Genomic DNA, 21,625 nt, shown 5'->3' on the forward strand with positions numbered 1-21,625 from the left:
TGTTTGCCGGTTCGGCTAACCGCGGGCAAACGCCGCCAGCGTCTCGCCCGCCATCCTATAGCGGATCCATTCCTTCTGCGGCTCCGCGCCAATCGCCTCGTAGACACGGATCGAGGGTTCGTTCCAGTCGAGCACGCTCCATTCGAAGCGGCCGCAACCCTTCTCCAGCGCGATCTGCGCCAGGCGCCGCAGCAGCGCCTTGCCCGCGCCCGAACCGCGCGCGTCCGGCGTTACGTAGAGATCCTCTAGATAAAGACCGTTCTTCGCTTGCCAGGTCGAATAGTTGAAGAAATAGACCGCGATGCCGATGGCTTGACCCTCGCGTTCGCAGATCAGCGCATGCGTGACTGAACCGTCCCCGAAGATCGCCGCACGCGTGCTTTCCTCGGTCGCCTCGACCTCGTGGATCGCCTTTTCATAATCGGCCAATTCGCGGACAAATCGCAGGATCGTTGCCGCGTCTGAAGGCGTTGCAGGGCGTAAGGTAAGGGTCATGTGAGAGGCTCCTGGTCTGGCGCTTGGCGTTCCAGATGAAAGAACCTGCCGGGCCTGTCAACTGAATGCGCAGATCATCAGCGGGGTTCCCTCGATTGGTCCACCTGTCGCCCGCTCGCGGCAGTCTGGAACAGGATTCGGATTTTTGGAGACCGATATCAGCCTTTGCCGCTATCATCCGTTCATTCTTCTCCCATCCGCTTCAAATCCTCTTAGCCTTTATTCAACGAAATGAATTGGCCTATTCACGGCGCTTAAGCTAGGCCGGATCAGAAGCAGAACAAAGATGGAAACACCCCGATGTCGACCGATGCATCCGTTCCCCTGGCCAAGAACGAAGACAGTCCGCGCGGTTTTGCCTTCGCGCTGACGGCCTATCTGCTCTGGGGCTTCCTGCCGATCTACATGAAGGCGGTGGCGCATATCTCGCCGGCCGAGGTGATCGCCCACCGCATCGTCTGGTCGCTGCCGCTGGCCGGCATCGTGCTGATCGTGCTCGGGCGCACGGCGGATATCGCCACGGCGCTGCGCTCGCCGCGTATGCTGGCGATGGCGGCGCTGACGGCGTCGCTGATCACCGTCAACTGGGGCACCTATGTCTGGGCGATCGGCGCCGGCCATTCGCTCGACGCAGCACTCGGCTATTTCATCAATCCGCTGTTCAGCATCTTCCTCGGCGCGGTGCTGCTGAAGGAAAAGCTGCAGCCGCTGCAGATCGCGGCGATCGCGCTGGCAGCACTTGCCGTCGCCATTCTCGCATTCGACAGCGGCGGCATTCCGTGGGTGGCGCTGACGCTGGCAATCAGCTGGGGTTTCTATGCCTTGCTGCGCAAGACGCTGCCGCTCGGGCCGAACCAGGGCTTTTTCCTCGAAGTGCTGATCCTCAGCGGCCCTGCCCTGCTCTATATCCTTTATCTCGAATTCGGCAGCGGCCAGGGCCATCTCTACCGCACCGGCCTTGCCGACACGACGCTGCTGCTCGGCTGCGGCGTCATCACCGCCGTGCCGCTGATGATCTATGCCAATGGCGCCAAGCTGCTGAAGCTGTCGACGATCGGCATCATGCAGTATATCGCGCCGACGATGATCTTCCTGATCGCCGTCTTCATCTTTCACGAGCCGCTCGGCACGGCGCGCATGATCGCCTTTCCACTGATCTGGGCGGGGCTGTTCCTCTATAGCTGGTCGATGCTGAAGGGAAGCCGCGGGCGCTGAACGGCGGGCGCCGGAGACGCCGGCCCCTCGCCTACATTTTCGAGATCACTTCATCCTCGCCGTTACGATCAGCGGCGAGCTGGGCTGCCTGAGCCATGATTGCCGGAATGATGCCGGAGATCTCATCGACGACAAGCGGCTGCACCCGATGAGCGGTGTGCAGGAAGCCCTCTTCTGTCATGTGGCGCATCAGCTCCATCATCGGATCCCAGAAACCGTCGACGTTGGCAAAGACCATCGGCTTTTCATGGCGGCCGAGCTGCGCCCAGGTCATGATCTCGACGATCTCCTCCAGTGTACCGATGCCGCCGGGCAGCGCGACGAAAGCATCGGAACGCTCGAACATCGTATGTTTGCGCGCATGCATGTCAGGGGTTACAATAAGTTCGTTAAGTTGACCGAGCGAGTGGCGAGTCGCTTCCATATCGATCAGGAATTCGGGGATGATGCCCGTGACCTGGCCGCCGCCTGAAAGCGCGCCGCTGGCAACCGCGCCCATGATGCCTTTGGTACCCCCGCCATAGACGAGGCGCAGGCCGTATTCGGCGATCTCTCGTCCGAGAGCACGCCCGGCCGCCATGTGGGAAGGATCGCGTCCCGGCCTTGAGCCGCAGTAAACGCAGATGGATCGAATCGATACAGATTGTTCGGTCATAGAGGCAAACAACTATTCCATTTCAATGCAGTCAAGAAAATTGACTGGAAAGCAGCCTACCTAGCTTGCCGAATTGCTTTGAATGCTTGTGCAAAGCAACGGGAATCGCTAGCAATTTCGGTTACTACGGCAAATTGCCGCCTGGGGAGACATAATGATGAAGAACCGTGCCGGCTTGCTGGCCCTTGCAGTGCTCGTAATCGCAATCCTACTGATGGTATTTTTCGTCATGCCGCGCATTGGCGGCGATGCAGCCAAGGTCGGCGACGCCATCAACCAGGCGAGCACGGAGCTCAAGGACACGGTTAACGAGTCGGCAAAAACATCGCGCTCGGCCGTGGCCGACGCGGCCGGCGTCGCCGATAAGGTGGGTCGCCTATCGGCCAATGCGAGCGTGTCGCTTACCGAACTCAAGGCACTGTTTGCCGACGGCAAGGGCCCCGCCGACGACGTCTTCACCGCTGCCAAGACGAAGGCCGTCGATGCGCTGAGCGCGCTTGCCGGTTTCGCAATCCCCGAGGGGCTCGATCCGGCGACCCAGGCACTTGCCGTCAAGGCGAAGGATGGCGGCACGAAGGCGCTCGCCATTGTCCAGTCGCTACCGGAGAACATTACCGAAGCGCTTGCCGCGATCGCCAAGGCCGAGGCTGCGCTGACCGGTGCGCCTGAGCCTGCGGCGAGCACGGCTGCGGCGAATGCCGGCCCGAAGCTTCCCGCATTCGACGTCCTGCGCGTCGAGCCCGATGGCTCGACGGTGATCGCCGGCTCCGCCGAACCGAACGGCAAGCTCGAAGTGCTTGACGGCGAAAAGGTCGTGACGACAGCCAATGTCGATGCCAGCGGCGATTTCGCCGCCGTTCTCGACGATCCGCTTGCGGCGGGCGACCACCAGCTGGTGCTGAAGTTTACCGGCAAGGACGGCAAGAGCACGCTTTCCGAAGAGGTTGCGACCATCTCCGTACCGAAGGACGGCAACGGCGCCAATCTGCTCGCCATGGTCTCCAAACCCGGCGCGGCGAGCCGCATCATCACCGCGCCGAAGGCCGGCACCGAAGTCGCCGATGCCTCCAACCCGATGGCGCCGCCAACAGACAAGCCAGCAACGGGCGCAGGTTCGGCTGCGCCTGCTGCGACCGTTGCGCCAACCGGCGAGCTGGCGCTGCAGACGCCCAACCTAACCGACGCCGCCTCCGGCGGCCTAGCGACGGCCCCCGCCGTTCCCGGCACCGCCGCACCCGACAAGTCGAATGCGCCCGATGTGATGGTCAACGCCGTCGAAATCGAGGGCAACAAGATTTTCATTGCCGGCACGGCGCGCGCCAACGCCAAGGTCCTCGGTTACGCCGACGACAGCCTTGTCGGCCAGGACACCGCCGGCTCCGATGGCCATTTCGTTATCGACGGCGTGGTGGCGCTCTCGGTCGGCGACCACAAGATCCGCGTCGATGTCGTCGATCCCGCCGGCAAGGTGATCGTGCGTGCAGCGGTGAATTTCAATCGCCCGGCCGGCGACCAGGTCAGGGTCGCGGCGCAATCCGTCCCAGCCGACGCAAATGGCGCCTCCTCGATGGTGCCGCTCGACGAAGGCGAACTCGGCAAGCGCAAGGCCGAAGTCGGCAAGGCCTTCGGCCTGCTGAAGGGGCTGTTTGCCGATGGCAAGCTGCCCGGCGCCGAACAGCTTGCGGCGGCGCGCTCGGCAACCGAATTCGCATTGCGCTCGGTCGCAGATTTCCGGCCGGGATCCGATGCGCCCGACACGTTCAAGCAATCGTCCGGCGCCGCCTCGCAGACCGCGACAAGCGCCTTGAAGATGCTGCAGGGCCTGCCGAAGGATGCAAAATCCGTCGGCGCAGGCCTCGACGGCCTGGGGGCGATCATCGCCGGCCTCTCCGCGTCCCCCGCACCGGCGGCACCGGCGGCGCCTGGTGCAACCGACGCGGCAGGCAACCAGCCGAAGACGATCGAACAGGCGCCGCTGACGGCAAACAACGCGGCGGTGATCATCCGCCGCGGCGACACACTGTGGCAGATTTCGCGCCGCACCTATGGGCTCGGCGTTCGTTACACGACGATCTACATCGCCAACGAGGACAAGATCGTCGATCCGGATCGCATCCGCCCCGGCCAGATCTTCGGTCTGCCGAAGGATGTACTGCCGAACGCCGAGGAACTGCACCGCAAACGCCTGTCCAACCGACACCTCTAAAGCGCGTCGCGATCTTTCAGATTCGCTCCCCGCGCTTTAGCTCTTTGTTTTCGCATGTCGTTGCCGCAAACCACCCGCTGCACACTTTTGCGCGACATGCTTTAAGCGCCAAACACCGTAACGAGGCCGGGCGGGATAACCGCCCGGCCTCTCTTTCCTGAACCCCGCACTTGTTGTATTCATCCGCCCGGCATCCTATCTGGCGGTGGCGGGGAAGCGCTTCGGGCATATTCCGGTTCCGCGCTCTTGCCGGCATCGAAGCGCGGCAATCGCCGCAAGCCCATCCGGGCTGGAGACAAGCATGGCAAACGGCAAGACAGTCTCGGAATCCAACCTGCTGCAGACACTTCTCAACCTCTGGCCCTTTATGTGGCCGGCCGGCCGACCCGACCTCAAGATGCGCGTCGTCTGGGCTTCGGTCTTCCTGCTGATTTCCAAGTTCGTGCTGCTGCTCGTTCCCTATTTCTTCAAGTGGTCGACCGATGCGCTGAACGGCAGGATGGATCTCGCCGGCTCGGTGCCGCCGCTGCTAGCCGGCGCCATCGCCCTGGTGATCGCCTACAACATCACCCGCCTGATCCAGCTCGGCCTCAACCAGCTGCGCGACGCGCTGTTTGCCAGCGTCGGGCAGCATGCGGTGCGCCAGCTCGCCTACAGGACTTTCGTGCATATGCATGAACTGTCGCTGCGCTTCCATCTGGAGCGCAAGACCGGCGGCCTGTCGCGCATCATCGAGCGCGGCACCAAGGGCATCGAGACGATCGTGCGTTTCACGATCCTCAATTCGGTCCCGACCGTCATCGAATTCCTGCTGACGGCGGCGATCTTCTGGTGGGGTTACGGCTTCTCCTATCTCGCCGTCACCGCCTTTACTGTCTGGGCCTATATCTGGTTCACGATCCGCGCATCCGACTGGCGCATCGCCATTCGACGGTCGATGAACGACAGCGATACCGACGCCAACACCAAGGCGATCGACTCCCTCCTCAATTTCGAGACCGTCAAATATTTCGGCAACGAAGAGATGGAGGCAAAACGCTTTGACAAATCGATGGAACGCTACGAGAAGGCGGCGACCGATGTCTGGACATCGCTCGGCTGGCTGAACTTCGGCCAGGGTGTGATCTTCGGCATCGGCACGACGATCATGCTGGTGCTGTCGGCACTCGCCGTGCAGCGCGGCGAACAGACGGTCGGCGATTTCGTTTTCGTCAATTCGATGCTGCTGCAGCTTTCCGCGCCGCTCAACTTCATCGGCTTCGTCTACCGCGAAATCCGTCAAGGCTTGACCGATATCGAGCAGATGTTCGACCTCCTGGAGGTCCAGGCCGAGGTCAAGGACGCGCCCGATGCGGTCGATCTTCGGATCGGCCAGGGCGCGATCGCCTTCAGGGACGTGCACTTTTCCTACGACCCCGCCCGTCCGATCCTGAAGGGCATTTCCTTCGAGGTGCCGGCCGGCAAGACGGTTGCCGTCGTCGGTCCTTCGGGAGCCGGCAAGTCGACGCTGTCGCGGCTGCTCTATCGTTTCTACGATATCCAGAGCGGAGCGATCACCGTCGACGGCCAGGACATCCGCAAAGTCACACAGAAAAGCTTGCGCTCGGTGATCGGCATGGTGCCGCAGGATACCGTGCTCTTCAATGACACCGTCGCTTACAACATCCGCTACGGCCGCACATCGGCGAGCGACGGCGAGGTCTTCGCGGCAGCCGAGGTGGCGCAGATCGCCCATTTCATCGAAATGCTGCCCGAAGGGTTCGAGACCAAGGTCGGGGAGCGCGGGCTGAAGCTTTCGGGCGGCGAGAAGCAGCGGGTGGCGATCGCCCGCACCATTCTCAAGGCACCGCCGATCCTGATCCTCGACGAGGCGACGTCGGCGCTCGACACGACGACGGAACGAGAAATCCAGACGGCGCTCGACGTGGTTTCGAAGAACCGCACGACGCTGGTGATCGCCCACCGACTATCGACGGTGATCGGCGCCGATGAAATCATCGTGCTCAAAAGCGGCGAGATCGCCGAGCGCGGAACGCATGCCGCCCTGCTCGAGCGGAACGGTCTCTACGCCTCGATGTGGAACCGGCAGCGCGAGGCGACACAGGCAGAGGAACATCTGAAGCAGGTGCGCGAAAGCGACGACCTGGGGGTGATCACGCGGCTTGCCCCGGCAAGCTGAGCCGGGAGCGACAAGGCCCAAGCTTTTGTTGTTCAGAACTCCGGCGTCGGAACCACGTCCGGGGCCACAGCATTGCCCCGGAGACGGTTTTTCGCTAACCAGCAAAAAACGACAACGCAAGGAGACCGGCAGCATGAGCCTGTTCAACACGGTTCGCAACACGATCGTCCCCGTGCATAAGGAGGGTTATCCCTTCGTTGCCGCCTTCTTTGTTGCGTCGCTGATCCTGGGCTGGATCTTCAAGCCGCTCTTCTGGATCGGCATGATCTTCACGCTGTGGTGCGCCTATTTCTTCCGTGATCCCGAACGCGTGACCCCGCAGGACGACGATCTGGTGATCTCTCCCGCCGACGGCAAGGTCTCGGCGATCCAGATGGTGACCCCGCCGGCCGAGCTCGACCTCGGCTCCGAGCCGATGCTGCGCATCTCGGTGTTCATGAACGTCTTCAATTGCCATGTGAACCGGGCGCCGATGCGCGGGCGTATCGTCAGCATCAATTACCGCTCCGGCAGCTTCGTCAATGCCGAACTCGACAAGGCGAGCGAGGACAACGAGCGCAACGGGCTGGTGATCGAAACCCGCCACGGCCAGATCGGCGTCGTACAGATCGCCGGCCTCGTGGCGCGGCGCATCCTCTGCTGGGCAAATCCCAACGAACCGGTGGATGCCGGCGAGCGCTTCGGGCTGATCCGTTTCGGCTCTCGGCTCGACGTGTTCCTGCCCGCCGGTGCCGCGCCGCGCGTCTCGCTCGGCCAGGTGGCGATTGCCGGGGAAACTGTGATTGCCGAATTCGCCTCCGCCAAGGGTCCCATCATCAGCCGCCGCAGTTAAGGCGCGTCGCGATCTTTCAGATTCGCTCCTCGCGCTTTAGCCCTTTGTTTTTACGCATGTCGTTGTCGCAAAACCGCTGCACACTTTTGCGCGACATGCTCCAGGTTCAGATTGGAACGCGATATGGAAACGCCCTTTCCGCCTTTCGAGCCCAACGGTCCGGATGATTCCGCCCGCGGCCCGCGTCTGCGCGAAATCCCGCTCCGTCTCGTCTTTCCGAACCTCATCACCATTCTGGCAATCTGCGCCGGGCTGACCGGCATTCGGCTGGCTTTCGAGAACCGTTACGAGCTCGCCGTCTCCATGGTGCTGGTCGCCGCCTTCCTCGACGGCATTGACGGGCGCGTGGCCCGGCTGATGAAGGCAACCTCGAAGTTCGGCGCTCAGATGGATTCGCTTGCCGATATCGTCAATTTCGGCGTCGCACCTGCCCTCGTCGTCTATGTCTTCGCGCTCGATCAGGCGCGCTCGCTCGGGTGGATCGCGGCTTTGATCTACGCGATTGCCGCCGGGCTTCGGCTTGCCCGCTTCAACGTCATGGCCGAACGCGAGAACAAGGCGAGCTGGCAATCGGAATATTTCGTCGGCGTACCGGCGCCGGCTGGCGCCATGCTGGTGCTGCTGCCGGTCTATCTCGGCTTCCTGGGCCTGGCGACGGACCGCACCTTCGCCTATGTCTCGTCGATCTATACCGTCGTCATCGCCTTCCTGCTGATCAGCCGGCTGCCGGTCTGGTCGGGCAAATCGGAAGGCAACCGGCTGCGGCGCGATCTCGTGCTGCCGATGATGCTCGGCGTCGTGCTCTATGTGGCTCTGCTGATGAGCTACACCTGGGAGGTGATGGTCTTCACCGTTGCCGCCTATCTCATATCGCTTCCCTTCGGCGCGCGGAAATGGCGCCGGAAATATGGAACGCTGACGATCGAGGAACCCGGCGTCGGCGACGACGACATCGGCCGTCACATCTGAGGCGGACGCATTTCCTGATTTTTTCGGAGTGATGGGAATGCGTCTCTTCGCATTCCCGGGAAAACTGTTGCGCGCTTTTTCCCGGAAAAACGGCTGCGCAGTTTTATTGGAACCGCTCTCTTCAGTAAGTATTAACCAACGTAGGCTTCAGTTAAGCCTCGCGAATTATGGTGCGCGTTTACAAATCCTGATAAGCTGCGTCCCCGTTTTGTCGCTATTGGTGACCAAACTTCAAAATACAAAATACCCCGGGAAGAAACACGTAAGGAGAGTATCGTGACTTCGAAGAAGAGCAGTAGCGGCGAACAGCAGACGGCCAAGCCCGATCTCGCCGCCAACTATCGCCCTGTCGGCCTCAAGGCTGTTGCGGCGGCATCGCTGATGGCGAAACACAAGCCGACCAGCGTCAAGAAATCCGCTTGAGCGCCCGTGCGACTAACGAAAAGCGGCAGATAGTATTCAGAAGAAACTAAGCTGACCGTCGTCAGGCCTCTGCTTCTCGGGGGCCTTCAGCGGCTTTTCGACGACGACCGGCTGCTGCAGGTCGGGCCCCATATTGGCGACCTTGTTGACTTTGTCGGAGACCGGGACGGCCTCGAAAAAATCGTCCTGAACCGGCCGCATCAGGTCGACCACCTCGCGCGGTTCCTGGGTCTTGCAATCCAGCCAGCGCGAAAAATCTTCCGGCTTGATAATGACGGGCATGCGATCGTGGATCGCCGACATGCCCGAATTGGCCGGTGTCGTCAGGATCGCGCCGGTATCGACCTCGGAACCATCCGCCGAGGACCATGTCTCCATCAGCCCGGCAAAAGCGACGACCCCGCCCTTACGCGGCCTGATCCAATAGGCCTGCGGCCGCTCTCCGCTTTCCTTGGACGGGCGATGCCATTCATAAAAGCCGGTGGCCGGGATAAGTATGCGGCGATGACGCATGGCCGCCCGGAAGGAGGCCTTGCCGATCGCGGTCTCGGAGCGGGCGTTGATCAACAGCGGGAAGTCCCTCGGATCCTTGACCCAGGCCGGGGTGAGACCCCACCGCACGAGCACGGCGCGGCGGTCGGCCAGGTTGCTGCCCTGCTGCCGGCCCTCGCCTGCTATGATGACGAGGATCGGCTGCGTCGGCGCGATGTTATAGCGCGCCGGAAACTCATCGAGATCGACACCGGAGAAAAATTCGCGCAGGTTGGCGCTGGAGCTTGTCAGGGCGAAACGTCCACACATCGGCTTGTCTTTGCACCCGGCTTGAGTCCGGTCAAGGCGTCAGCCTCTCGGCCCAAAGAGGATAATGCTCGTTCCGGCAAGGCAGACCAGCGCCCCGCCGATATCGTAGCGATCAGGCACGCGGCTTTCGACCAGCCAGAGCCAGAGCAGTGAGGCGGCGATATAGATGCCGCCATAGGCCGCGAAAGTGCGGCCGGCGGCCTCGCTCGGCACCAGAGTCAGAAGCCAGGCAAAAAGCGCCAGCGAGACCATTCCCGGGGCCAGCCACGAGATTGGCTTTCCAAGTCTCAGCCACGCCCAGAAGGCGAAGCAGCCGGCAATCTCGAAGACGGCGGCAACGGCATAAATGATGTAGGTCACGGAAGCACCTCTCGCGCCTTCGCATTTCTTCGGCAGTATTCATCGGGTAGGATGGGTCATCACAGCAAGAGCCATCTCATGATCTCCACCGCCAAAGCCGCCTCCTCCGCCATTCTCGAACGCGACGGACGATTCCTTCTGGTGTTGCGGCGCAATCCGCCTTCTGCCGATATGTATGCGTTTCCGGGCGGCCGCGCCGAACCGGGCGAGACGCCGGAGCAAACGGCGTTGCGCGAATTCCGTGAGGAAACGGGCATTTCGGTGCGCAATCCGCAGCTGTTTTCGACCTATGACCTGAAGACCCATGCCGCCGATGGCAGCCTCAGCAGCCACTTCTTCCTGTCGGTCTTCCGCGTCGAGGCGGATCGGGAGCTGGTGGCTGAGGCCGCCGACGATGCGGCGGCGCTCGGCTGGTATACGGTTGAGGAAATCCGGCGGCTGCCGGTGCCGCAGAGTGTGCTCGAATGCGCAGAACGGCTAGAACAGGATGATTTCAGGCCGACCGGCCTATAATCTGAATCTTATTCTGAAATAAAATTAGAGCATGATGTCAAAAGAAACCGCTGACACTTTCGGCAGCATGCTCTGGCTTGCGGCGAATAGGAGTGGAAACTCTCAAGGTCCGCCTTGTTGCCGTCATGCTCAACGTATCAACTGGGAGCATGATTCCCGTTCGACGCGTTTTCCTGTCCCTGCTCGTGCTCGCCGGCCCCACCATGGCGCAGGGTAAGAACGCGCCGCCTCCACGGGAGGAGGAGATTACGCCGCCGCCTGCGGTGACGGTGCCCTATGACGACAAACTGGCACGGCTGGCCGAGGTGTTGGGCTCGGTGCATTATTTGAGAACGCTCTGCAAGGCGGCAGGCGGCGACGAGTGGCGAAACGGCATGCAGCAGCTGCTCGATTCGGAGACCGGCAACGAGCCGCAGCGTAGGGAAAAACTGACCGCGGCCTTCAATCGCGGCTACCGCGCCTTCGCCTCCGTCTATACCGATTGCACCGCGGCGGCCATCGTGGCAGAAGAGCGCTACCGTAACGAAGGTGCAACACTCGCCACAGAAATTACCTCGCGTTTTGGAAATTGACGTTTAATTAACCTGTTTTCGCATGTGGACGTGTCGTTTTGGGAAAAGGCTGTTAGTGTTGTTAACGGTGCAGTAAGACATGAGAAGTTCTGAGGAAAAGACAATGGAAGCAAGCCTCAACGAGATCGACGACATGATCGTCCACGAGAAGATGCAGGCGGCTCTGGAGTACCAGAACGAGGCTTGGGCCGACGGCATGGCCGACGGAATCGAGCCTGAGATCATCGCTGATGCCGCTATTGCGCATGCCCTGCGCGAGACGATCAGATTGCACGGGGAAAGCAGCGCCGAAGCCTTGCTGGATTCGCTGCGTGAACGCATGCTTGCCGGCGAATTCTCCGCGAACCGCACCCTGCAATAATTATTTTCAGAGAGTTTGATGCATACCGGTAAAGAGAAAATTTCGCGAATTCCGCTCGCGCCGGTGCTGCTTGCGTTCAGCCTCGCCGCCGGCAATATTTTCCTTGCCCCGGCAGCCTACGCGCTTTCCGAACTGCACAAGATCCCTGGCCAGGCGGCCAACGACGCGCCGGCTGCACCGGGAAGCGCTCAGGGGCAGAGCCAGCCGCAGAGTGGCACCGCTCCCAGTGTTCCCATGGCCGATCCACTGGTCAACAGCCAGAACAATCAGGGTGTCGACAAGACGCCGGGCGCCCAGGATGCTTCCAAGCCCGCCGAAGTGATCTACGACATCAGCAAGGTGCCCGAGCCGGTTCGCAAGATGCGCGAGCAGATCGTCGAGGCGGCCGCCTCCGGCGATCTCGAACGCTTGCGGCCGCTGATGGGCACCGGCACCGAGCAGACACAGGTGACTGTGGGCGAGCCCACGGACGATCCGATCGGCACGCTGAAGGATCTTTCGGGCGATCCCGATGGAGACGAGATCCTCGCCATCATGCTCGACATCGTCTCGACCGGCTTCGTGCATGTCGGCCAGGGTACGGCAGACGAGATGTATGTCTGGCCCTATTTCGCCGAAAAGGACCTGAAGTCGCTGACGCCGCCGGAGCGTGTCGAGTTGCTGCGAATCGTCACGGCCGGCGATCTTTCCGACATGCAGGAGTTCGGCGGCTATAATTTCTACCGCCTCGGCATTACCCCTCAGGGCAAATGGAAATTCTTCACGGCGGGCGATTGACGCCCACAACGCTTGCGCCTTTCGCGTTTCGCCTTTCGGTGGGACGCTTGCGATCCACCTCATGAAGACATACCTCTGAGCGATAACCAACGCGACAGGTTCCGCCATGCCAGCCGTATTCCTGAAAGACCGCTCACTTCTCTCCATCAGCGGCGCGGAAGCCCAATCCTTCCTGCAGAACCTGATCACCACCGATATCATCTCGCTTGAGGCCGACGAGGCGCGGCCCGGGGCACTGCTGACGCCGCAGGGCAAGATTCTGTTCGACTTCATGATCTGGCAGGAGGGCAACGGCTATACGATCGAAACGGATGCCGGCCAGCGCGATGGCCTGCTGAAGCGGCTGACGATGTACAAGCTGCGCGCTGCCGTCACGCTCACGCCGCGCACCGAAGATGGGGTCACCGTTTCCTGGGACGAAGATGCCGAGGGCGTTCGGGACAGCCGGGGCGTCCGGGACAGCCAGGGCGTCCGGGACAGCCAGGGCGTCCGGGATAGTCGCTTCGCCAAGGCTGGCGTCGCGTTGATCCGTCAGCCCGGCAAACACGGCGACGGTGAAGAATTGCTCTACGATGCGCTGCGCATCACCCACGGCATCGTCACGTCAGGATCGGACTTCGCCCTGCAGGATGCCTTTCCGCACGACGTGCTGATGGATTTCAATGGCGGTCTGTCCTTCAGGAAAGGCTGTTATGTCGGCCAGGAGGTCGTTTCGCGGATGCAGCACCGCGGCACCGCGCGCCGGCGCGTTGTCACAGTGTCCGCTGCAACGGCTCTGCCGGAGACCGGGACGGAGATCTCCGCCGCCGGCAAGCCTGTCGGAACACTCGGTTCGGTCGAAGGCGACCATGGATTGGCGATTGTGCGCATCGACCGCGCCGGCGCAGCAATGGCCGCCGGCACGCCGCTGCTCGCCGGGCAAACACCCGTTTCCCTCGTCCTGCCGCAATGGTCCGGCCTTGTCTTTCCCACCAGCGCCGACGAGGCCAGCGCGTGACGACCACGAAAGCTCCGCGTGCCTGGCAACGCATGTTGTCCGGGCGAAGGCTCGACCTGCTCGACCCCTCGCCGCTCGATGTGGAACTGATCGACATTGCCCATGGGCTGGCGCGTGTCGCCCGCTGGAACGGCCAGACATCGGGCGATCATGCTTTTTCGGTGGCACAGCACAGCCTCGTCGTCGAAGACATTTTCCGCCGCGTCAATGATGCGTCCCCGCAGGAGTGCCTGATGGCGCTGCTGCATGACGCACCCGAATATGTGATCGGCGATATGATCTCGCCGTTCAAATCGGTGGTCGGCGGCGGCTACAAGACGGTGGAAAAGCGGCTGGAGGCCGCCGTGCACCTGCGCTTCGGCCTGCCGCCGCATCCCTCGCGCGACCTCAAGGACCGAATCAAGAAAGCCGATACGATCGCCGCCTATTTCGAGGCGACGGTGCTCGCCGGCTTCACACCTGCCGAGGCACAGAAGTTCTTCGGCCAGCCGCGCGGCATCAGCAGGGAGATGCTGATGATCGATCCGCTGCCGGCGATCGAAGCGCAGCGGCTGTTCTGTGAGCGCTTTGCGGCGATCGAGACCGCGCGGGAGATGGTCTCGTGAGCTTCATCATCGTGTCGCCGCTGTCGCGCATCGCGGAGATGGCGGTGCGCCACAAGGCGCGCGACATGATCAGCCTGATCGCCAAGGAGCAGGCCTTTCATCGGCCGGGCGTGATCGTGGCCGACCGTCATCTGACGCTTGCGATGAACGACATCACCTTCAAGGGCACCGGCGGTCTGGTGGCGCCCGACGAAACGCATGTGCAGGGGATTATCGACTTTGCCGCGTCGTGGCGGCAGGAGACGCCGCTGCTCATCCATTGCTGGATGGGCGTGTCGCGCTCGCCGGCAGCAGCCCTGATCGCCGCACTGTCACTTGCACCGGATCAGAGTGAGGAAACGCTTGCCCGTCGGCTGCGGGCGGCCTCGCCTTTCGCGACGCCGAATGCCCGGCTGATCGAGATCGGCGACGCGCTGCTTAACCGTAGCGGCCGGCTTGTTGCGGCAGTGCGGGCGATCGGACGCGGTGCGGATGCCGACGGCAACGCGCCCTTCGTGCTTGCAATCGCAGCGCCCGCCTGCGGTTGACGCTGCCGCCATCTGCCCCATCTAGCCCCGACCACGTAGAAGAGGCCAGATCATGCAACAACAGGCAGCCGACGTCCTTCTTGCCACGCAAACGGCGCTTAGCCAGGCGAGCGCGCTTGCAGTGCAATATTCCTTCTCCGTCCTCGGGGCCGTAATCCTGCTGGTTCTCGGCTGGGCGCTTGCCGGTTTTGCCAGCCGCTGGGCCTATGAAGGCCTGTCGCGCGTCCATGGCATCGACGAGACGCTGGCGCGATTCTTCACCAATGTGCTGCGATACGCGTTGCTCATCCTGGTGTTCATCACCGTGCTCGGCCAGTTCGGCGTCCAGACAGCCTCGATCATCGCGGCCCTCGGCGCAGCCGGCCTGGCAATCGGACTGGCGCTGCAGGGAACGCTGCAGAATATCGCCGCCGGCATCATGCTGCTGATCCTCAGGCCGTTCCGGGTCGGAGAATATATCGAGACCAGCAGCGTGGCCGGCACGGTGCGCGAAATAGGGCTGTTTGCGACCGAACTCAGGACCGCCGACGGGCTCTACCGGTTGGCGCCGAATTCGACGCTCTGGAATACGCCGATTACCAATTTCAGCCGCGAGGCGACGCGGCGGAACGAGCTGAAGATCAAGGTGGAGGATGACATCGATCGGTCGATGGAAACATTGATGGGCCTTGCCAAAGCCGATTCCCGGGTGCTGAAGTCACCGGAACCGAGCGTCTTCATCGACGGCCTCGGCGACGGCGCGATCTTCGTGACGCTGCGATACTGGGCGAAGACCGGTGACTGGTGGACGGTCAGCCGGGACATGGCAAAACGGGTAAAGCTTGCCTTCGACGAGAACAATCCGGCCGCGTCGCCGGATGCGCCGAACGCCGCACCGGCAGAGATGTCCAACGGCAGGGCGGCCGCCGAAAAGGCAGCACTGAGGCGGCAATGAGACATTGATCCAGGAACTTATGCAGCAGACTATTGAATGACGCCGCAGGACAGTCTTTCCCGGCATCACCCGAGGGCTGGCTGCGATAGTCATCCGAATTGGCGTGCACCATCAATGCGCGGCCGCGAATGCCGTCGGTCTTGCCATCAAGCGTGACCATGCTGTCGAAGACCTGCGCCCTCAGCACGCCGTCCTGCCCGACATATTGATTGGGCATATCGCCGGCATGCGGCCCCTTGGCGGCAAGGATGCCATGCTCGGCCTTCTCAGGGTTGAAGTGACCGCCGGCCGACTCGTGATGGGTCGCGGCGTCGCATCGGCCGGTCTCATGAACATGGAAGGCCACCCATTTGTTCGCCGGCAGTCCCGATATCTCGAGCTCGATCAGCACACCGCCGGTGGCGGCAGCCGTCAGCTGCGCGCGGCCATCTTCCTTGCCGTCCTTGCCGACGAAATTGGCAACCGCGGTCTGCTTGTCCTGGGCACCCGCCGGCAATGCAACGGCAAGCAGGCTCAGGGCGGCGATGATGCACATGGGTTTCATGGGAGATATCCTTCCGTCCGGTTGTCCTTCTGAACGTATCAACCCGGAAGGTGTTCCTCATTTGGAGCGCCGTGTGTCCGACAGGAGGCTCTATCACATGGAAGTGGCGCTATTCGCGGGGAGTGCGAGACGAAAAAAGCCGGCCAACGGCCGGCTTGCAGATGACCCGATTCGGGAGCGGCTCAGGCGACGGCGCTGAAGTCGAACTGGCCGTAAGTGTTGCGGTAGAGATCGTCCGGTTGATCGCCGGTCGTCGGCGCCGTCTGCTGCAACGGATAAGGGACGCCGATGCTGCTGTCACGCGAGTCCATCATCAGCGCAATCAGGCTGCCGGAAAATTTCGGCTGCGTCTCGCTGGTGTTGTCCTCTTCCAGGAGTTCCTTGATGATGCCGGGCTTCTCATCAGCGGCACGCTCGCCACGGCTGAGTACACCATCGCCATTGGCATCAAGCCGCGAGAGTGTCGCCAGATATGCATATGACGTATCGGAAACGGATGTGGTGCTGGTCATACAAACCTCCATTCACCGCCTTTTGCCGGTGGTGTTTGTACGCAATACGAACGTGGACAATCATTGAATGACTCGCTGGTTAAACTGATTTGCGCGGTGCGTCAATAAGTTGTTAACTTCTCATTAACGATGATTGACAACGGTTAACGGACTGGCCTGAGGCTGAGCATCCGCCTGCGCCAAGCGAAGAGGCTTTGCGGTATTTCAGCGATTTTTCACATATAAAACAAATGCCTAACGACGCGAAGCCGCTGCTGCACTGCAACCGAATATTAATCCCGCCCGTCCAGAATGAGCGACACTAGATACCACCTGGACGTTTAGTTTATGAGAAATCAATTTAATGGCCACTTTTGGAAGAGTTTTCAACGCGATGATGTACGTCCATCAAATGACGGCCATGGCCGTCGCGCCCGCCCTGCAGAGGCCTCGCCATGAAAGCTGAGGCGCTCTTCTGGCAGCAATGCAGCCAGGCCGTCACCGCCGATGGATCGGTGGATGCACAGCGTCTTATGGAGCTTGTCATCGCGACCTATCGTGTCCACGAAAGCGACTATGACGAGATCGAAAGAAGCGCGGAAACGCTGCTAAGGGACAACCATGCGCTGAGAGGCAATATGTCAGCCCTCAGGCAGGCATTCGACGGACAGCAGAGGCTCTTCGAAATCATCCTCAACAACCTGCCACTCGGTCTCAGCGTCTTCGACGCAGATCAGCGGCTGACACTTTCCAACATTCGCTTCAGTCAGCTTTTCGGCCTGACGCAGGCCGATGTCACTCCAGGCGTGACAATCGCCGATCTCATCGACAAAATGCGCGGTGCGGAAGGCGCCAGCGCCAAGCCCGGCCGGCGAGCCGGGCGACATTCCTCCGCAGCCGTAAAAAGCAGCGGTATTCGTCGGCGCGAATGGCTGATGGACGATGGCCGCGTCATCCAGAGCATGGTGACTATCCTTGCCGACGGCAGCAACATCGCCATTCATGCCGATATTACCGAGGATCGAAAGGCGGCTGAGCGCATCACCTATCTCGCCCACCACGATCCGCTGACCGGTCTTCCGAACCGCATCCATTTCCGCCAGCAGGTCGATGCGGCACTCGCAGAGCGCAAACCGGACGAGCAGATCGCCCTCATTCACCTCAACCTCGACCGGTTCAAATCGATCAACAACTTGATGGGCGTGTCCGCCGGCGACACGATCCTGCAGCAGGTCGCCGCGCGCATCCGGGCATCGGCCGGTTCGGAAAACACCCTGGCGCGGCTGGGTTCGGACGAATTCGCCATCCTGCAGACGGGCAGACAGCAGCCGTGGAACGTAACGGCGCTGGCCGAGCAGATCCGCCGCGAGCTTTCCGAGCCATTCCTGCACGGCGAAAAACAGATGGAGCTCAGCGTCTCGATGGGGATCGCAGTCGCCCCGGGGATGGCGATGAAACCGATATCCTGCTGAAACATGCCGGCGTGGCGCTGTCGCATGCCAAATCGGACGGGCGCAAGCGCGAGCGTTTCTTCGCCGGCGAGATGGAAGCGCAGATGCAACTGCGCCACGCGCTGGAGGCGGACCTCAGAGCAGCCATCGAGAAGGAAGAATTCGAGCTGCATTACCAGCCGCTCTACGACCTTTCGCAGCGGCGCATCTGCGGCTTCGAGGCGCTGATCCGCTGGAACCATCCGATCCGCGGCCGTGTTGCGCCGATAGATTTCATTCCGTTCGCCGAAGAGGTCGGCCTCATCGTCGATATCGGCCGCTGGGTTTTGCGCCGGGCCTGCAGCGATGCGGCAGAATGGCCTGAAGACATCAAAGTCGCCGTCAACGTTTCGGCGACGCAGTTCAGCAGCAGCGACCTGACCAGGGATGTCGGCGAAGCGCTGGCGACCGCCTCATTGTCGCCGCTGCGGCTCGAGCTCGAAATCACCGAAAGCGTGCTGATGGAAAATCTCGGCGAAGTGCTGCCGATCCTGCATGCGCTGAAGGAGCGCGGCATCCGCATCTCTATGGACGATTTCGGCACCGGCTACTCCTCGCTGAGCTATCTCTCAAGCTTCCCCTTCGACAAGATCAAGATCGACAAATCCTTCGTCAACGACATCGTCGACAACAAGGAAGCACATGCGATCATGCACGCGATCATTCTGCTCGGTGACGCGCTCGGCATGCGCGTCACCGTCGAAGGCGTCGAGACGGCCGAGCAGCTGGCGCTGCTCGAATGCGAGGAATGCGACGAGATCCAGGGCTATCACATCAGCCGGCCGAGACCCGCGCTTGACGTGCCCCATCTTCTTTCCCTGCCGAGAAACGGCGGCGCGACACCTCTGCCGAGCCACTGAGCCAGCTTCAATTGCGACTCGCACGGCAAGCGGCTACATAATCGGCAACGGTCCCCGAGCCTTCGTTGTCGCGTGCTTCGACCGAGATCCCGAATCCGCTTCCGCTCCGATGCTCTATCGACGGAAGACAATCCTCCTCATAAACAGGTGGCGCAATGGTCGAGGCCGAAGCCTTCTCTCCTCATGAAACGCTCGCCGCGGCGCTGATCGCCCATGCGGCCGATGGCGACGACGGCTCGCACGATCTTGCCCATATCCTGCGCGTCTTCCGGAACGCCATGCGCATCCATGCTAGCGAAGGCGGCGACGGGCGAATTCTTGCCGCCTCCGTGCTGCTACACGACTGCGTTGCCGTAGAGAAGAATTCGCCGCTGCGGGCACAGGCATCGGCTTTGGCGGCGCAGAAGGCTTCGGCGATCTTGGCAGAACTCGGCTGGAATCAGGCGGATATCGACGCTGCGGCTCACGCCATCACCGCGCATAGTTTCTCGGCCGGGGTGGCGCCGCAGACGCTGGAGGCAAAGATCTTGCAGGATGCCGATCGGCTGGATGCGATCGGCATGGTCGGCGCCGCACGCTGCTTCTATATTGCCGGGCGACTGGGATCCGGGCTCTACGATCCGTTCGACCCGGCGGCAGCGGATCGCCCGCTCGACGACAAGCGGTATGCCATTGACCATTTCCGGACGAAGCTGTTCAAACTGGCGGACGGGTTCCAGACCGAGACCGGCCGCAGGTTGGCGGCCGCGCGCGACAAAAGCCTGCGCGACTTTCTCCAGGCATTCATGGACGAGATCTAGGAGAACGGCATGCGTATCAGCGACCTCTTCATCTATCCCCTCAAAAGTGCCCGCGGCATTGCCCTGCCTTCGACCGACATCGACGCCTATGGGCTTCCCGGCGACCGGCGGGCAATGATCACTGATCCCAACGGACACTTCATCACCCAGCGCGAATTGCCGGACCTTGCGCGCATCGAGGTCCGGCCGGAGCCCGGCGCTTTTCGGCTGCTGATGCAGGGAAGGCAGGACATATCGGTGCCGCCGCCTCGGCCTGAAAGCCGCATGGATGTGAGCGTGTGGAAATCGACCGTCAGTGCCGCCGTCGCCGATCCCGAAAGCAACCGGTTGCTTTCCGAATGGCTCGGCCGCGAGGTGCGGCTGGTCTTCTTCGACGGCCAGGCAAGGCGCACGGCGAATGCCGAATGGGCCGGTGAAGGTACGCCCGTAACCTTTACCGACGGCTATCAGATCCTGGTGACGACAACCGGCTCGCTGAAAGCGTTGAACGCCGACCTCGCGGCCCATGGCGAAGGCAGCGTTGGCATGGAACGTTTCCGTCCGAACATCGTCATCGATATCGACGAGGCCTGGCCGGAGGACCGCTGGGCGGCGATCGAGATTGCCGGCATCCGCTTCGATCTCGTCAAACCCTGCTCGCGCTGCATCATGACGACGCAGGACCAGTTGACCGGTTCACGCGAGGTACCCAACCCGATGCCATCAATGGGCCGCATCCGCATGTCGGCCGACCGGCGTGTGCCCGGCCCGCTCTTCGGCTGGAACGTCACCCCGCGCGCCAACGGCAGGATCACGATCGGTGACACCGTGCGCGTCGTCGAGGAAAGGCCTGAGGGCTGGGCGTTGAAGGTTCGTGCACGGCGGTAGGTCGAATTGCGGAAGGCTTTCTTCCGCACGCGCTGCAACGTTCTCCCCATTCCTGTGCTCGTCACAGGAACGAGGAAGCGTGGGGGATTGTCGCCGCCTCTCACTGATGCCCGAGTGCGGCGTCGATCGCCGCCATGATATCCGCCGGCAGCGGTCCCTTTTCCAGCGCCCCGACATTTTCCTCCACCTGGGCGAACGTGCGGAAGCCTGGAATAGGCAGTGTGCGCGGCGATTTTGCCCAGAGCCAGGCGAGCGCCCCTTGCGTCAGCGTGCGGCCACCCGAGGTCAGGAGATCGCGGACGGCGTCGAGCCTTGCGGCGAATTCCGGGGCCATGCGCCCGTCCTTGAAGTAGACCATCCAGTCGAGGGCCGCGCCGCGTACATCCTTGGCGCCCACTGCCTTGTCGGCGGTAAACTTGCCGGTCAGGAGCCCCATGGCCAACGGACCACGATTAATAGAGATCAGCCCCTGCCTTTCGATCACCGCGATCATCTCCGGCACCGGCTCAAAGACGTTCATCGTATGCTGCACCGAGACATAGCCCTGGCGGCCGGCATGGCGGGCGGCGCGATCGGGAGAATCGGTGCTCCAGCCGAATGCGCCGATCTTGCCTTCGGCGCGCAGCGCCTCCAGCACGTCGAAGACGGCATCGGATTGTTCCAACGGAAAATCATTGATGTGGAATTGCAGGAGATCGAGGCGGTCGCGCCTGAGGCTGCGCAGCGAGGTCTCGACCGAACGGCGGATGAAGGCCTCATCGGCGAAGGCGCCAGTTGCCTGCTTGGTTTGCGGGTCGGTGGCGAAGCCGAACTTGGTGGCGACGACAATATCGTCGCGATTGCCGATCGCCCGGCCGAGCACTTCTTCGGAATGGCCGGCGCCGTAATTCGAGGCTGTATCGAAGAAGCGGATGCCGAGTTCGATGGCGCGGCGGATCGCTTCGACGGATTCATCGTCGTCGACCTCGCCCCAGCCGAGCGGCGTGTCACCGGCAAAGAAGGGGCCGCCGATCGCCCAGCATCCCATGCCGAGACGCGGAATTTCGCGGCCGTTCCAGAGCGTGATCGTCTTCGGTGTTGCGGTCTTGGTCAGCATGGGATCCTCCTTGGCTGGCAGTCCTCCAGACATAGGAAGGGCTCCCATGCGGGTAA

The 21,625-nt window shown here is 62.0% G+C and carries 22 protein-coding genes and 2 pseudogenes; 17 read left to right on the forward strand and 7 right to left on the reverse strand.

Features of this window, described 5'->3' with window-relative positions:
• Nucleotides 1-15 precede the first annotated feature (15 nt).
• Nucleotides 16-495: a GNAT family N-acetyltransferase gene (locus MF410_RS11720; protein ID WP_097626899.1), complete on the reverse strand. Its 480-nt coding sequence runs from the start codon at nucleotides 493-495 to the stop codon at nucleotides 16-18.
• 300 nt (nucleotides 496-795) lie between these two features.
• Here MF410_RS11720 and rarD point away from each other — a divergent pair, with 300 nt between their 5' ends.
• The gene (gene rarD, locus MF410_RS11725) at nucleotides 796-1,710 is read left to right on the forward strand and encodes an EamA family transporter RarD (RefSeq protein ID WP_097626897.1); all 915 of its coding nucleotides are present in this window, start codon (nucleotides 796-798) and stop codon (nucleotides 1,708-1,710) included.
• Nucleotides 1,711-1,741: 31 nt separating this feature from the next.
• On the opposite strand, the gene MF410_RS11730 is transcribed toward rarD, so the two are convergent.
• Nucleotides 1,742-2,365 carry a TIGR00730 family Rossman fold protein gene (locus MF410_RS11730; protein WP_097626895.1) on the reverse strand — a complete coding sequence of 208 codons (624 nt, stop codon included), beginning with the start codon at nucleotides 2,363-2,365 and terminating at the stop codon, nucleotides 1,742-1,744.
• Between the two features lie 154 nt (nucleotides 2,366-2,519).
• Between MF410_RS11730 and MF410_RS11735 the strand changes: the two genes are divergently transcribed.
• From MF410_RS11735 to MF410_RS11755, 5 genes are all read left to right on the forward strand, one after another.
• Complete coding sequence (locus MF410_RS11735) at nucleotides 2,520-4,571, forward strand: LysM peptidoglycan-binding domain-containing protein (protein WP_097626893.1); 2,052 nt, start codon at nucleotides 2,520-2,522, stop codon at nucleotides 4,569-4,571.
• A 301-nt stretch (nucleotides 4,572-4,872) separates the two neighbouring features.
• On the forward strand, nucleotides 4,873-6,750 hold the full coding sequence (locus MF410_RS11740; RefSeq protein ID WP_097626891.1) for an ABC transporter ATP-binding protein/permease: 1,878 nt from the start codon (nucleotides 4,873-4,875) through the stop codon (nucleotides 6,748-6,750).
• 28 nt (nucleotides 6,751-6,778) lie between these two features.
• Nucleotides 6,779-7,582, forward strand: coding sequence for a phosphatidylserine decarboxylase (locus MF410_RS11745; protein WP_275593031.1), 804 nt, complete (start codon nucleotides 6,779-6,781; stop codon nucleotides 7,580-7,582).
• Between the two features lie 123 nt (nucleotides 7,583-7,705).
• Nucleotides 7,706-8,551: a CDP-diacylglycerol--serine O-phosphatidyltransferase gene (gene pssA / locus MF410_RS11750; RefSeq protein WP_003587548.1), complete on the forward strand. Its 846-nt coding sequence runs from the start codon at nucleotides 7,706-7,708 to the stop codon at nucleotides 8,549-8,551.
• A gap of 276 nt (nucleotides 8,552-8,827) precedes the next feature.
• Entirely contained in the window at nucleotides 8,828-8,974 is a 147-nt protein-coding gene (locus MF410_RS11755) for a hypothetical protein (RefSeq protein ID WP_003587549.1), read from the forward strand.
• A 36-nt stretch (nucleotides 8,975-9,010) separates the two neighbouring features.
• Here the strand turns inward: MF410_RS11755 and MF410_RS11760 are convergent, their stop codons facing one another.
• On the reverse strand, nucleotides 9,011-9,775 hold the full coding sequence (locus MF410_RS11760; protein WP_097626887.1) for an SOS response-associated peptidase: 765 nt from the start codon (nucleotides 9,773-9,775) through the stop codon (nucleotides 9,011-9,013).
• Nucleotides 9,776-9,814: 39 nt separating this feature from the next.
• Nucleotides 9,815-10,135, reverse strand: coding sequence for a YnfA family protein (locus tag MF410_RS11765; RefSeq protein WP_097626885.1), 321 nt, complete (start codon nucleotides 10,133-10,135; stop codon nucleotides 9,815-9,817).
• Between the two features lie 78 nt (nucleotides 10,136-10,213).
• Here MF410_RS11765 and MF410_RS11770 point away from each other — a divergent pair, with 78 nt between their 5' ends.
• The 8 genes from MF410_RS11770 (at nucleotide 10,214) to MF410_RS11805 (ending at nucleotide 15,421) form a co-directional block, all read left to right on the forward strand.
• The gene (locus tag MF410_RS11770; RefSeq protein ID WP_097626883.1) at nucleotides 10,214-10,648 is read left to right on the forward strand and encodes an NUDIX domain-containing protein; all 435 of its coding nucleotides are present in this window, start codon (nucleotides 10,214-10,216) and stop codon (nucleotides 10,646-10,648) included.
• A gap of 125 nt (nucleotides 10,649-10,773) precedes the next feature.
• Complete coding sequence (locus tag MF410_RS11775) at nucleotides 10,774-11,220, forward strand: TIGR02301 family protein (RefSeq protein ID WP_097627272.1); 447 nt, start codon at nucleotides 10,774-10,776, stop codon at nucleotides 11,218-11,220.
• A gap of 103 nt (nucleotides 11,221-11,323) precedes the next feature.
• Nucleotides 11,324-11,581: a hypothetical protein gene (locus MF410_RS11780; protein ID WP_003578293.1), complete on the forward strand. Its 258-nt coding sequence runs from the start codon at nucleotides 11,324-11,326 to the stop codon at nucleotides 11,579-11,581.
• An 18-nt stretch (nucleotides 11,582-11,599) separates the two neighbouring features.
• Complete coding sequence (locus MF410_RS11785) at nucleotides 11,600-12,358, forward strand: hypothetical protein (protein ID WP_097626881.1); 759 nt, start codon at nucleotides 11,600-11,602, stop codon at nucleotides 12,356-12,358.
• A 106-nt stretch (nucleotides 12,359-12,464) separates the two neighbouring features.
• Nucleotides 12,465-13,355 carry a folate-binding protein YgfZ gene (locus MF410_RS11790; RefSeq protein ID WP_097626879.1) on the forward strand — a complete coding sequence of 297 codons (891 nt, stop codon included), beginning with the start codon at nucleotides 12,465-12,467 and terminating at the stop codon, nucleotides 13,353-13,355.
• Entirely contained in the window at nucleotides 13,352-13,960 is a 609-nt protein-coding gene (locus MF410_RS11795) for an HD family hydrolase (RefSeq protein WP_097626877.1), read from the forward strand. Before MF410_RS11790 ends, MF410_RS11795 begins: the two co-directional genes overlap by 4 nt.
• Nucleotides 13,957-14,487 carry a tyrosine phosphatase family protein gene (locus MF410_RS11800; protein ID WP_097626875.1) on the forward strand — a complete coding sequence of 177 codons (531 nt, stop codon included), beginning with the start codon at nucleotides 13,957-13,959 and terminating at the stop codon, nucleotides 14,485-14,487. Before MF410_RS11795 ends, MF410_RS11800 begins: the two co-directional genes overlap by 4 nt.
• A 52-nt stretch (nucleotides 14,488-14,539) precedes the next feature.
• Nucleotides 14,540-15,421 carry a mechanosensitive ion channel domain-containing protein gene (locus MF410_RS11805; protein WP_097626873.1) on the forward strand — a complete coding sequence of 294 codons (882 nt, stop codon included), beginning with the start codon at nucleotides 14,540-14,542 and terminating at the stop codon, nucleotides 15,419-15,421.
• Between the two features lie 29 nt (nucleotides 15,422-15,450).
• On the opposite strand, the pseudogene MF410_RS11810 reads toward MF410_RS11805, so the two are convergent.
• A pseudogene (locus tag MF410_RS11810) lies at nucleotides 15,451-15,965 on the reverse strand (superoxide dismutase family protein).
• Nucleotides 15,966-16,147: 182 nt separating this feature from the next.
• Nucleotides 16,148-16,489, reverse strand: coding sequence for a hypothetical protein (locus MF410_RS11815; RefSeq protein WP_179867135.1), 342 nt, complete (start codon nucleotides 16,487-16,489; stop codon nucleotides 16,148-16,150).
• A gap of 422 nt (nucleotides 16,490-16,911) precedes the next feature.
• Between MF410_RS11815 and MF410_RS11820 the strand changes: the two are divergent.
• The 3 genes and pseudogenes from MF410_RS11820 to MF410_RS11830 all read left to right on the forward strand — a co-directional run bounded on the left by MF410_RS11820 (nucleotide 16,912) and on the right by MF410_RS11830 (nucleotide 20,473).
• Nucleotides 16,912-18,806 (forward strand): annotated as a pseudogene (locus MF410_RS11820) (EAL domain-containing protein).
• Between the two features lie 155 nt (nucleotides 18,807-18,961).
• Nucleotides 18,962-19,606, forward strand: coding sequence for an HD domain-containing protein (locus MF410_RS11825; RefSeq protein ID WP_097626865.1), 645 nt, complete (start codon nucleotides 18,962-18,964; stop codon nucleotides 19,604-19,606).
• A 9-nt stretch (nucleotides 19,607-19,615) separates the two neighbouring features.
• On the forward strand, nucleotides 19,616-20,473 hold the full coding sequence (locus MF410_RS11830; protein ID WP_097626863.1) for an MOSC domain-containing protein: 858 nt from the start codon (nucleotides 19,616-19,618) through the stop codon (nucleotides 20,471-20,473).
• Between the two features lie 100 nt (nucleotides 20,474-20,573).
• Here the strand turns inward: MF410_RS11830 and MF410_RS11835 are convergent, their stop codons facing one another.
• Entirely contained in the window at nucleotides 20,574-21,569 is a 996-nt protein-coding gene (locus tag MF410_RS11835) for an aldo/keto reductase (RefSeq protein ID WP_097626861.1), read from the reverse strand.
• Between the last annotated feature and the right edge of the window lie 56 nt (nucleotides 21,570-21,625).

The organism is Rhizobium sp. C104 (genome assembly GCF_022354505.1).
GTDB lineage: Bacteria > Pseudomonadota > Alphaproteobacteria > Rhizobiales > Rhizobiaceae > Rhizobium > Rhizobium redzepovicii.